The organism is Nonomuraea sp. NPDC049784 (assembly GCF_040659615.1).
Classification (GTDB): Bacteria; Actinomycetota; Actinomycetes; order Streptosporangiales; family Streptosporangiaceae; genus Nonomuraea.
On sequence record NZ_JBFAMX010000064.1, the window covers coordinates 20,406 to 32,319 of the forward strand.

At 69.8% G+C, this 11,914-nt stretch carries 12 protein-coding genes; 6 read left to right on the top strand and 6 right to left on the bottom strand.

The genetic code is table 11. From position 1 onward, the window contains the following. Nucleotides 1-31 precede the first annotated feature (31 nt). Entirely contained in the window at nt 32-754 is a 723-nt protein-coding gene (nth, locus tag AB0J09_RS16570) for an endonuclease III (RefSeq protein ID WP_360690821.1), read from the top strand. Nucleotides 755-794: 40 nt separating this feature from the next. Next, on the top strand, nt 795-1,430 hold the full coding sequence (locus AB0J09_RS16575) for a CoA pyrophosphatase (RefSeq protein WP_360690824.1): 636 nt from the start codon (nt 795-797) through the stop codon (nt 1,428-1,430). Here AB0J09_RS16575 and AB0J09_RS16580 read toward each other — a convergent pair. Continuing rightward, nucleotides 1,427-1,939 carry a HEAT repeat domain-containing protein gene (locus tag AB0J09_RS16580; protein ID WP_360690827.1) on the bottom strand — a complete coding sequence of 171 codons (513 nt, stop codon included), beginning with the start codon at nt 1,937-1,939 and terminating at the stop codon, nt 1,427-1,429. The two genes, AB0J09_RS16575 and AB0J09_RS16580, sit on opposite strands and share 4 nt — an antisense overlap. 81 nt (nt 1,940-2,020) lie before the next feature. Between AB0J09_RS16580 and AB0J09_RS16585 the strand changes: the two genes are divergently transcribed. After that, nucleotides 2,021-3,211, top strand: a complete 1,191-nt coding sequence (locus AB0J09_RS16585) for a MarP family serine protease (protein ID WP_360690830.1) — start codon at nt 2,021-2,023, stop codon at nt 3,209-3,211. Between the two features lie 47 nt (nt 3,212-3,258). Here AB0J09_RS16585 and AB0J09_RS16590 read toward each other — a convergent pair whose 3' ends face one another. From AB0J09_RS16590 to acs, 5 genes are all read right to left on the bottom strand, one after another. Then, on the bottom strand, nt 3,259-3,702 hold the full coding sequence (locus AB0J09_RS16590) for a DUF309 domain-containing protein (RefSeq protein ID WP_360690833.1): 444 nt from the start codon (nt 3,700-3,702) through the stop codon (nt 3,259-3,261). Next, nucleotides 3,699-4,619, bottom strand: a complete 921-nt coding sequence (locus AB0J09_RS16595) for an alpha/beta hydrolase (RefSeq protein ID WP_360690836.1) — start codon at nt 4,617-4,619, stop codon at nt 3,699-3,701. The genes AB0J09_RS16590 and AB0J09_RS16595 overlap by 4 nt, the downstream gene beginning before the upstream one ends. After that, nucleotides 4,609-5,049: a phage holin family protein gene (locus AB0J09_RS16600; protein WP_360690839.1), complete on the bottom strand. Its 441-nt coding sequence runs from the start codon at nt 5,047-5,049 to the stop codon at nt 4,609-4,611. The genes AB0J09_RS16595 and AB0J09_RS16600 overlap by 11 nt, the downstream gene beginning before the upstream one ends. A 31-nt stretch (nt 5,050-5,080) precedes the next feature. Continuing rightward, on the bottom strand, nt 5,081-6,247 hold the full coding sequence (gene nhaA / locus AB0J09_RS16605) for a Na+/H+ antiporter NhaA (protein ID WP_360690842.1): 1,167 nt from the start codon (nt 6,245-6,247) through the stop codon (nt 5,081-5,083). Nucleotides 6,248-6,371: 124 nt separating this feature from the next. Then, nucleotides 6,372-8,345 (bottom strand): acetate--CoA ligase, encoded by a 1,974-nt coding sequence (acs, locus tag AB0J09_RS16610; RefSeq protein WP_360690845.1) that lies wholly within the window; start codon nt 8,343-8,345, stop codon nt 6,372-6,374. A gap of 269 nt (nt 8,346-8,614) precedes the next feature. Between acs and AB0J09_RS16615 the strand changes: the two genes are divergently transcribed. The 3 genes from AB0J09_RS16615 to AB0J09_RS16625 form a co-directional block, all read left to right on the top strand. Beyond that, nucleotides 8,615-9,394, top strand: a complete 780-nt coding sequence (locus AB0J09_RS16615) for an oxidoreductase (protein WP_360690848.1) — start codon at nt 8,615-8,617, stop codon at nt 9,392-9,394. 1,075 nt (nt 9,395-10,469) lie between these two features. Then, a complete protein-coding gene (gene ssd / locus AB0J09_RS16620; protein WP_360690850.1) occupies nt 10,470-11,510 on the top strand; it encodes a septum site-determining protein Ssd in 1,041 nt (346 codons plus the stop codon). After that, nucleotides 11,507-11,914 (top strand): ATPase, T2SS/T4P/T4SS family (locus AB0J09_RS16625; protein ID WP_360690853.1); only part of this gene is annotated, 408 nt, incomplete at its 3' end. The genes ssd and AB0J09_RS16625, both read left to right, overlap by 4 nt.

Consider the following 11,914-nt stretch of genomic DNA (forward strand, 5'->3'; position numbering starts at 1 on the left):
AATCGTTCGCGAGAGCTTCTAGTCTTGCGGCATGGCCACGAACGCGGCGGGGCGCAAGCCGGAGACCCAGCTCGCACTGGTACGTCGGGCGCGCAAGATGAACCGCATCCTCGCGGAGACCTACCCAGAGGCCCACTGCGAGCTCGACTTCGGCAACCCGTTAGAACTTCTGGTCGCGACCATCCTGTCCGCGCAGTGCACGGACAAGCGGGTCAACATGGTCACTCCCATCCTCTTCGCGAAATATCCGACGGTGACCGACTACGCCGCCGCGGATCCGTCCGAGATGGAGGAGATCATCCGCTCGACCGGCTTCTTCCGCGCGAAGACCAACAGCATCATCGGCATGGCCAGGACGGTGTGCGAGCGTTACGGCGGAGAGGTGCCCGGCAAGCTGAAGGACCTGGTCACCCTGCCGGGTGTGGGCCGCAAGACCGCCAACGTGGTGCTGGGCAACGCGTTCGACGTGCCGGGGCTCACCGTCGACACCCACTTCCAACGGCTGGTGCGCCGCTTCGGCTGGACCGAGGAGACCGATCCCGTCAAGATCGAGCACGCCGTGGGGGAGCTGCTGCCCAGGCGCGAGTGGACGATCTTCTCGCACCGGGTGATCTGGCACGGCCGCCGCATGTGCCACGCCCGCCGGCCCGCGTGCGGCGTGTGCCCGCTGGCCGCGCTCTGCCCGTCGTACGGCACCGGCCCCACGGCGACGGCCGAGGCCGCGAAGCTCGTCAGGTCCGGCCCCTTCTCCTGATCAAGGGAAGTCCTCGGAGGCCCGGCGTGTTGGAGGATGCGTGACCGAAGTGCCCGACTGGCTCGACATACTGGCGGCGCAGGCTCAGCGGATCAGAGTGCCCAAATACCTGCGCCCCCCGGACGGGGCCGGGCGGGTCGCGGCGGTGCTGATGTTGTTCGGCGAGGGGCCGCTGGGCCCCGATGTCCTGCTCATCCAGCGCAGCACGCACGGGCGCAGGCACGCCGGCCAGCCCGCGTTCCCCGGCGGCGGCGTGGATCCCGATGACGGAGGGCCCGTCGAGGCGGCGCTGCGCGAGGCCGAGGAGGAGACGGGCGTCGACCCCTCCGGGGTCCACGTGCTGTGCACGATGCCCGAGCTGTACCTCAACCACAGCGACAACCGGGTCACGCCCGTGATCGCCTGGTGGCGCGAGCCGTCCGCCGTGCACGCGGCCTCACCCCGCGAGGTCGAGTCCGTGGAGCGGGTGCCGATCGCCGAGCTGGTCGATCCCGGCAACCGGGTCATGCTGCGGCATCCCAGCGGGATGGCGGGGCCGGCGTTCCGGGTGCGGGGGATGCTCGTGTGGGGGTTCACGGCCATGGTCCTGGACACAGTGCTGCGCGAGGGCGGGCTCGAACGTCCGTGGGATCCCACGCGGGTGGAGGACCTCCCGCAGGAAGCGATCAGGAGCTAGCGGGCCGATCTCAGCGCCACGCCGAGTGAGGCCCAGCCCGCCACGTCCTTGTCGCTGTCGGCCGCCAGCGCGCGCAGCGTCTCCAGGCCCGCCCGGTCAGGGGGGTCGCCGAGCACGTGCTGCAGCGCGTACGCGGCGCCGTACCGCACCCTCGCGTCGTCGTGGCCGGCCAGCTCGATCACAGACGGCAGCGACCGCGGGTCGGCCAGGTGGCCGAAGGCGATCAGCACCGAGTAGAGGACCATGGCGTCGTCCTCGCTGGCGGCAAGATAGCGCAGCACCGGCAGCGTACGGTCCACGAACGGCCGGAGCATCCCCATGATGTCCACGCCGAGCAGGCGTTCGGTCACGGTCTCCCCGGCGCACAGCCGGCGGGCCTCGATGAACGACTCCAGGTCGCCGCGCTGGCGCAGCACGGAGATCACGTGCCAGCGCAGGGGGCCGTCAGGATCGGGGTCGCACAGAGCGGCCTCGATGAGATCGCGCACTGTTCCCTCGGCCGGCGGCATACCGCCCAAGGTAGACACGCTGTAACGCGGTCCTGGCCGAAGACGTGCACACTTGACCGTATCCCTGGTTACCTTTGAAGCGTGCGCGGTGATCTGCTTGACCTCATCTTGATCGGCCTCGTGATCGCCTTCGGCATCTCGGGTTACCGGCAGGGCTTCATCATCGGAGTGATGAGCTTCGTGGGGTTCGTGGGCGGAGCCGTGCTCGGCGTCTTCATCGCGCCGCCGATTTCCAAGGCTGTGGTCAGCGGCGACACGCCGCAGGCGCTGCTGGCCATCGTGATCGTCTTCCTCGCCGCCACCATCGGCCAGTTCGCCTCCTCGACCCTCGGCGCCGTCGTGCGCAGCCACGTGACCTGGGAGCCCGCCAGGGTGGCTGACGCGGTCGGGGGCACGTTCTCCAGCGCGCTGTCCGTGCTGGTCATCGCCTGGCTGATCGGCTCGCTGATCGTCTCCACGGCCTTCACCCCGCTCGTCGACCAGGTGAAGAACTCCGCGCTGCTGACCACGGTCGACGAGGCGATCCCGCAGGCCGCACGCGACTGGCAGCAGCCGTTCAAGAAGTTCATCGACCGTTCGGAGTTCCCGCCCGTCTTCGACGCGATCGGCGCGGACCAGCTCATCGACGTGCCGCCCCCCGATCAGAGCGTGCTGCAGGGCGCCAAGCTGAGCCGGGCCCGCCGGGGCATCGTCAAGGTCCAGGGCAACGCCGAGAGCTGCAACAAGCACATCGAGGGCACCGGCTTCGTCTACGCTCCTGACCGGATCATGACCAACGCCCACGTGGTGGCGGGCGTCACCCGCGACCTGCAGGTCATCGACTCCAACAACACGCCGCACGCGGCCACCGTCGTGCGCTACAACCCGCGGCGCGACATCGCCATCCTGTACGTGCCCGGGCTGAGCCTGCCGCAGCTCGCCTTCGACGGCGACGGCGGGCGGGGCGACAACGCGATCATCGCCGGGTTCCCCAAGAGCAAGGGGTTCACCGCCGAGCCGGCCAGGATCGGCCGCCAGCTCGACGCCGAGGGGCCCGACATCTACCGCGACACCACGGTCAGGCGCAAGGTCTACGCGATCCGCGGCCGAGTGCTGCCCGGCAACTCGGGCGGCCCGCTGCTCACGGTGGACGGCCGCGTCTACGGCGTGATCTTCGCCGCCGCGACCAACGAGGCCGACACCGGCTACGTCCTGACGGCCGAGGAGGTCGCCCCCGACGCGGCCCAGGGCAGAAACGACACCACGCAGGCCAGCACCCAGCAGTGCGACTGACCGTCCCGTAGGGCCCGCTCCCTGCCGGCCGCGCCGCACTGTGCCGGCTAGCCGGGGAGCTTGTCCAGGATGAGGGCGATGGCCTCGTCGGGGTCGCTGTCCTGACTCAGGCCGGAGGCCGCCTTGCCGACCGGGTCGTACGCGCCGCCGTACCCCTGAGCCTTGGCGGCGCCCCGGCCGAAGAGGGTCACCGCCCCGCGCCCGTTGCCGCGCTGGAGGTGCGTCAGCCCGACGCAGATCTGCGCGAGGCCCTGCCACAGGTCGCGCTCCTCCTCGGGCGCGCATTTCCAGCGGCCCTCGAACACCTCGTGCGCGTTGAACGGCAGGCCCTCGCTCAGGAAGCGGCGGCCGTCGGCCAGGGCCTGCTCTGTGGTGGGCGAGTAGTCGTCGGGGACCCTGGCCACGCCGGGCTCGCCGTAGGGGAGCGGCCTGCCGTACGCGTCGCGCGGCCTGGCGCTACGCGGCCTGCCCTCGGAATCGCGGTCTCTCATCGGTCGGGCTCCGGATCGGCCAGCCAGCCGAGCAGCTCGGTGTCGAACACGTCGGGGATCTCCTCGTGGGGGAAGTGGCCGGCTCCTTCGAGCAGCCGCCACCGGTATGGAGCCGCCACGTAGCGGCTCGAACCCTGCGCCGTACGCGGCAGGAGGCGCGGGTCGAGCGCCCCGTGCAGGTGCAGCGTGGGGGCCTCGATCTCGGTGCGCATGGCCCTGGCGTAGCGGCGGCCGTCGGGGCGCAGCTGGGAGCGGCCGAACCAGCGGTGGTACTCCAGAGCCGAGTGTGCCACGGCGGGGATGCGGAACGCCTCGCGGTAGATCCGCGCGGTCTCAGGATCGGGCCACCCAGGGCGCGACCACTCGTCGAGCAGCCGGCCCACCAGGGCAGCGTCGCGGCGCCTGAGCCGGTGCTCCGGCAGCAGGGGAAGCTGGTGGCCGAACGTCTGCCCGCTGGCCTTGAGCTGGCCGAACGGATCGGTGAGCAGCGCGTTGCGCAGCCGCAGCGGATGCGCGGCGGACACGGCGACCAGCCGGCGCACGCACTTGGGGTCGAGCACGGCCATCGTCCAGGCCAGCAGCCCGCCCCAGTCGTGTCCGACCACGATCGCCCCGGTCTCGCCCAGCGCCCTGATCAGCCCGGTCGCGTCGGCGGCCAGCGTGGGCAGGTCGTAGCCGCGCGGTGGCTTGTCGCTGCCGCCGTAGCCGCGAAGATCGGCCGCGACCGCCCGGTATCCGGCCTTCGGCAGCGAGACGAGCTGGTTGCGCCAGGTCCACCAGAACTGCGGGAACCCGTGCAGCAGCAGCACCAGCGGTCCCTCGCCTGCCTCGACGACGTGGAAGCGGGTGCCGCCCGCGTGGACCGCGCGATGCGTCCAGGGCCCCTCGATCTGTACGACCGACTCGTCAGGTGCCATCGCGTGTCACCGGCCCGCGATCGGGACGGAGCACGGGGAGCGCCTCGTCCTCGGGCGTGGCGATCTCCTTGAGCCCCTTGATCGACCTTGCGGTGCGCTTCATCCCGGCCAGCCCCTTGAGCCGCCTGATCCCGAGGAACACTCCCAGACCCGCGAGCAGCAAGTAGATCACGGTCACGATGAGGAAGGCGAGCCAGATGGGCATCACCAGGGCCAGCGCGTACGCGATCGCGAAAGAGGCGAGGATCAGGCACAGGTGCGCCATGAAGGCGGCCGCGGCGAACAGGCCGCCGGCGGTGCCGACCCGCTTGGCGTCGAACCTGAGCTCGGACTTGGCCAGCTCGATCTCCGAGCGGACCAGGTCCGAGATGTGACTGCTCGCCTGGGCGACCAGCGAGCCCAGGGATTCTTCCTCGGGAGTCTGCGGCATGAACGTCTCCTATCGAGGCCTGGCGGCCGTGTCAAACATCATCCAGTGCAATGCGACGCTTGCGCACCCTCACGTGAAGCAGCACCGCCGCCAAGATCGACGCGACGAGGCTGGCCGCGAGGATCCCGGTGGTGACAGCTTCGGCCCGCTGCCGGTCGTCGCCGTACGCCAGGTCGCCGATCAGCAGTGAAACCGTGAACCCGATCCCGGCCAGCAACGACACCGCCGCCATGTCCCGCCAATGGAGCTCTTCCGACAGTTTCGCCAGGCCGAGCCGCACCGACAGCCAGGCGCCGCCGAACACGCCGAGGAACTTACCGAGCACGAGTCCCGCTATCACTCCCAGAACTACCCGATCGGACAAGATAGCGCCCAGGCTGGATCCGTCCAGCTTCACCCCCGCCGACAAGAATGCGAACACGGGCACCGCCAGTCCGGCCGAAATCGGGCGGAAGTAGTGGTCGGCCGCCTCCGCGGGGGAGCGTCCCTGGTTTGCGGTCGTACGGGTCAGCAGGCCCAGCGCCACTCCCGCCACGGTGGCATGTACGCCACTGGCCTCGACGGCATACCAGGCGGCCACGCCCAGCGGCACGAGCGTGAGCTTCTGGTGCGGCAGCAGGCCGTACGCGGCCAGCAGAGCCGCCCCCAGGAGCAGCATGAGGACGTCGACGTGGCTCGTGTAGAAGACGGCGATGATCGTGATCGCGCCCAGGTCGTCCACGACCGCGCAGGTCAGCAGGAACGCGCGGAGCGCCGCCGGCATCGCGCCGGCCGTCACGGCGAGCACGGCGAGCGCGAAGGCGATGTCGGTGGCCGTCGGGATCGCCCATCCGCGGGCGGCGTCGCGCGCACCCCAGCTGACCAGCAGATAGACGATGGCCGGCACGACCATTCCGGCCAGGGACGCGATGATCGGGAGGGCGGCCTTGCGGACGTTCGCCAGCTCGCCGTGGACCAGTTCCTCCTTGACCTCCAGGCCGGCCACGAAGAAGAAGATCGTCAGCAGGCCGTTCTGGGCCCACTTGTACAGCTCCATGGGGCCGAGCCGGGTCTCGCGGAGCGCGTCGTAGCCGTCGGGGGACATGTTCGCCCAGGCCAGGGCGGCGACCGTGGCGGTGAGCATGATGACTCCGCCGATGGTCTCGGTGCGGAGGGCTTCGGCGAGGGCGCGGGCAGGGCGGCTCGTGGCGGTACGCATGGAAGGTCTCTCTGTCGGCATGTCTCTGTCGTCACGCCGACCAGGCTTCCCGGCACACCTAGCTATCAGCGTACCCGTAAAGGGCGTATGTCCCTATATAGAGACATACGCCCTTTATGCGGCCTCAGTCCTCGGACTTCGCCGACGGGAGCTTGTCTGAGATCAGGTTCATCACCGTGCTGTCGGCCAGGGTGGTGACGTCGCCGATGCTGCGGTTCTCCGCCACGTCGCGCAGGAGGCGGCGCATGATCTTGCCGGAGCGGGTCTTGGGCAACTCGGGCACGACCAGGATCTGGCGCGGTTTGGCGATCGGGCCCAGGGTCTTGGCCACGTGGTTGCGCAGGTCGGCGGCGATGTCGTCGCTCTCCTCCGCCGTGCCGCGCAGGATCACGAACGACACGATCGCCTGGCCCGTCACCGGGTCGGTCGCGCCGACCACGGCCGCCTCGGCCACCTTCGGGTGGCTGACCAGCGCGCTCTCCACCTCGGTGGTGGAGATGTTGTGGCCGGAGACGAGCATGACGTCGTCCACGCGGCCGAGCAGCCACAGGTCGCCGTCCTCGTCCTTCTTGGCGCCGTCGCCGGGGAAGTACATCCCGTCGAACCTGCTCCAGTACGTGTCGATGTAGCGCTGGTCGTCACCCCAGATCGTGCGCAGCATCGACGGCCACGGCTCGCGGACCACGAGGAAGCCGCCGCCTCCGTTCGGGACGCTGTTGCCCTGGTCGTCGACCACGTCCGCGGTGATGCCCGGGAGCGGGCGCATCGCGGCGCCCGGCTTGCCCGCGGTGACGCCCGGGAGCGGGCTGATCATGATGGCGCCCGTTTCCGTCTGCCACCAGGTGTCCACGACGGGGCAGCGCTCGTGGCCGACGTGCTCGCGGTACCAGACGTACGCCTCGGGGTTGATCGGCTCGCCGACGGAGCCCAGGATGCGCAGGCTGGACATGTCGTACTTCGCGGGGATGTCGTCGCCCCACTTCATGAACGTCCTGATGGCCGTGGGGGCGGTGTAGAGGATCGTGATCTTGTACTTCTGCACGATCTCCCAGAACCTGCCGCGGTGCGGGGTGTCCGGGGTGCCCTCGTAGATGACGCTGGTGGCGCCGTTGGCCAGGGGGCCGTACACGATGTAGGAGTGGCCCGTCACCCAGCCGATGTCAGCCGTGCACCAGTAGATGTCGGTGTCGGGCTTGAGGTCGAAGACCGCGTGGTGGGTCCAGGCGGTCTGGGTCAGGTAGCCGCCGGTGGTGTGCAGGATGCCCTTGGGCCGTCCGGTGGTGCCGCTGGTGTAGAGGATGTACAGCGGGTCCTCGGCGTCGTGGGGCGCGGCGGTGTGCTGGTCGCTCTGGCGCTCGACCACGTCGTGCCACCACACGTCCTTGTCGCCGAAGGCGACGTCCTGGCCGGTACGGCGTACCACGAGGACGTGCTCGACCTGGGGGCACTCGGCGACGGCCTCGTCCACCGTGGGCTTGAGCGCCGACGGGTTGCCCCTGCGGTAGCCGCCGTCGGCGGTGATGACGAGCTTGGCGTCGGCGTCGTCGATGCGGCTCTTCAGCGCTGAGGCCGAGAACCCGCCGAACACCACCGAGTGGATCGCTCCGATGCGGGCGCAGGCCAGCATCGCGACCGGCAGCTCGGGGATCATCGGCATGTAGATGGCCACGCGGTCGCCCTTGGCGACGCCCAACTCCTGCAGGGCGTTGGCGGCCTTGCTGACCTCACGCTTGAGGTCGTTGTAGGTGAGGGTACGGGTGTCGCCGTCGGGCTCGCCCTCCCAGTAGTAGGCGACCTTGTCGCCGCGGCCCTCGTCGACGTGGCGGTCGACGCAGTTGTAGGCCACGTTGAGCTGCCCGCCGGTGAACCACTTGGCGAACGGCGGATTCCACTCGAGCGTCTTCTCCCACCGTTTGGCCCAGGTCAGCCGCTCGGCTGCGCGCTCCCAGAAAGCGAGACGGTCGGCGGCGGCCTCGTCATATGCGGCGGCGGTCACGTTCGCGGCCGCCGCCAGGTCAGCCGGCGGTGCGAACCGGCGGTTCTCCTGCAGCAGGTTGGACAGCGCCTGGGTCTCGTTGCCAGGGGTCTCCGGGGCCACTTCGTGCTCCTTCTATGGCCAGATTGGATACGTCGTGTCCCACTTCACCAGCTCACAGGCTCCACACACAAGAGGTCTAGACAGGTCCGTACCGACAGGCGCCGCTTATCAGGTCGAATGACAAACGCTATTGAAATGTTGTCATCCTGAAATCGAGAGGGGACCCATAAAGGCTTGTGGATATTCGATTGCCCGGTTTTCTCGGCCCTGCCGCGGCTCTCGGGGGCGCTGGTACGGTCGGGCGGTACTCGCGGGTAGGGTCGATTCCCGTGAGTGACCCATTGGCTGTCATCGCGGAGTTCCCCGGCGTGGCCGAGGCCGTGGAATCGGCGCGGCAGGCCGTTGACAGGCTGTATCGCCACCGCGTCCTGCGCCGGGCCAGCCCGGCGGTGTCCGCGGAGTCGTCGCTGCGTGGCGCCCGGGCGTCGGCCTGCTTGGAAGGCGTGGACGTGTCCCTCGAGGCCCTGCGCCGGGACGAGGTCCGCGACCCGCTGGTCCAGGGGGCGCTGCGTGCATCGGCGGAGATGGGCCGGATGGGCTCGACCTGGCGTACGGCGCCCAGACAGGTGCTCGCCCGCCTGCACGCGGTGGCGGCCGCCGGCCTCGCTCCGCACCCTTCCCTGGGCCGTCCGCGGTTGACGGACGAGGCCTCGGATCCGCTCGGCCTGGGGCCCGCGCCGGGGGCCTCGGAGGCGGCGGCTCGCATAGACGGGCTGTTCGGCCTGCTGGAGCGGCCCACCAAGGCGCCCGCGGTCGTGCTGGCCGCCGTTGTCCACGCCGAGCTGGCCGTACTGCGGCCCTTCGGCACGGCGGACGGGATCGTGGCGCGCTCGGCCGAGCGGCTGACCCTGGTGGAGTACGGGCTGGACCCGAAGTCCCTGGTGGCCGTGGAGGTGGGGCACCTGGAGGTGGCCTATGCCGACGGGCTGCGGGCGTACCTGAGCGGGACCCCTGAGGGCGTCGCGCAGTGGGTACAGCAGTGTGCCTCCGCGGTAACCCTCGGAGTGCGTGAGACGACCGCCATCTGCGAGGCCATGCAAAGGGGCTGAGCGCTCGGCGGGCGGGGGTGCTGACATAGCTGACGGCGTCTCAGTCAAGAGACGCCGTCTGCCGGTGCATCACGCCGGGTTACCAAGCGTGTACCTCTATTCGTCGGAGCGGGTCAAGCCCGTCACGACGCGCCTCCCGCGGCTGGTCGCGCGTGGGTGCCCGGTGGATGCACCCGGACAAGGGGTCCGTGACTCCTTTCTATGCCGGATCCGCCCTGATGGGAACCCCTTGGAGCAAGACCTTTACCCGCCTATGAGGCCAGGCCTGGCATATGCCTCCACCAGTACCTCCGGCCACCTGGTTGCCAACTCGTGACGATCACGGAGAGTGATCTCCTTTATGTGATCGTTATCCCGTGGGCAAAAAACTTGGCGAAAATGCGAGATTGCTCCTCGACGAAACTCGAGTCGATCGGGCAGCATACGTTGGTATCGCCCGAAACTGGAGCGACCGTGCACGGGGTAGCTTTGCCAATCCCTTGCCAGGCTCTGGTGAAGTGATGAAAGCTTTCTTCTGAAACGGGACCGGCTCTACCCCCCCGGAGCCGGACCGATGAGGCGACCCCCGCTCTCCCCCCCGGCGGGGGTCGCCCCTTTTCCACCCCCTGGCCACCGCGCCCAGCCGTCCCTCCGCCGATACGGCACTGTTGTGGCGCCGTCCGTCGCCCTCAGCCGGAGATGTGCCGTTGCGGCCCATCCATCGCCCTCGGCCGCCGCACGGCACCCGCGGCCTTCGTCACGTTGGTGCGCTCACCAACGTCCCTCGGAGCCCGTGTCGCCTTCACCGCAGCGGCGCCGGCCATCGCTTGGAGCGCGCTGTCTTCAACAGGGCGGCACTACCCACGTCGCCCAGCCCTTCGGCGACCGCGTCCGATCACTCCGGCACCAACATCGCGCTCGGCCACACCATCAGCCCGCTGAGGTGCCTCGCAGATTCCTGGGCCGCAAGCGCGGGTTATCCACAGCCGCACCACAACAGCCACCCACGATCCCCAGAACCCCGTTCACCATCTCGCGATCCCAGCCACCTCCAGCAACGTTGGCCTCCCAACCTCAGCCACCAGGGAGCCCGGCAATGCACCGTCCACTAGTCATCACCGAAGACCACGCCCTGCTCGACGACCTCGTCCGCATAGCAGCCGCGGCAGGCGCCCAGCTCGACGTGGCGCACGTGCCCGCTCACGCCCGCCCGTTCTGGAACCTGGCCCCGCTGATCGCGGTAGGCGCCGACCAAGCAGACGCCGTGGCGGCGACCTCGCCGCCCACCCGAGACCAGGTCCTCCTCGTCACCCGAGCCGCCGAAGACCCGGACAGCTGGCGAAAATGCGTGGCGGTAGGCGCGCAGGCCGTCGTGGCGCTCCCCGACGACGAGCGCCACCTGGTGGAGCGGTTCGCGGACGCCATGGAGCCCGATCCCCGCTCGGGATCCGTGATCTGCGTGGTCGGCGGCCGTGGCGGAGCGGGCGCGAGCGTCCTGTCGGCGTGCCTGGCCCTGCGCGCCTCGGGGGATCATCTCCGCACGCTGCTGGTTGACGCCGACCCGCTGGGCGGAGGCATCGACGCGCTGCTGGGCCAGGAGGAGGCATCGGGCGCCCGCTGGGGAGACCTGGTGGCCCGCGAGGGCCGGATCAACTCCAGCGCACTTCAGGCGGCCCTGCCATCGTTCGGCGATCTGGCGGTGCTCTCCTTCCACAGAGGCGAGGTGGCGGCGATTCCAGCCCAGGCCATGCGCTCAGTCCTGGAAGCAGGTCAGCGAGGCTTCGACCTGATAGTCGTCGACCTCCCACGCCACCTGGACGCCGCTGCCATAGAGGCTCTCACCAGAGCGAAAACCACGTTGGTGGTGACCACGGCGGACGTACGCGGCATCTTGTCGACCGTCCAGGTGCTGGGCGAAGCGCGCAAACATACCTCCGACATCCGCGCGGTGCTCAGGCCAGGAGTCCTGGACGACGACACGGCCGCGGGTTCGCTGGGCATCCCGTCCGCCGGCACCCTGCCTGACCAGCCAAGGCTTACCGCCACCCTCAACCGCGGCGAACTCCCCAAACTGGGTCCCCGCACCGTGCTGGGCGCCCTCTGCACCACCCTCCTGCGAGACCTCCTCCCGGCATGACCACCCCGCCCTCATCCCAAGGCGCCGTCTCGCCGGAGCTGGTGGAAGCGGTTCGCGTACGTCTGGCCCGGGCGGGTGTGGAGCCCAGCGCCGCCCAGGTGGCAGTGGCTCTGAGAGCCGAGAAATCCGTCTACGGCGACGCGGAGATCCTCGCGGTGGCCAGGGCTCTCTGCGCCGACCTGATAGGCGCAGGCCCGCTGGAGCCGCTCCTGGCCAAACCGGACGTAACGGACGTCCTGGTCAACGGCCCACGCGAGGTGTGGATAGACGACGGGGGCGGCCTACGCCGTACCCAGGTCACCTTCACGGACGACGGAGCCGTCCGCAGGCTGGCCCAGCGCCTCGCGGCCGCCGCCGGCAGGAGATTGGACGACGCCTCCCCGTACGTGGACGCCAGGCTCGCG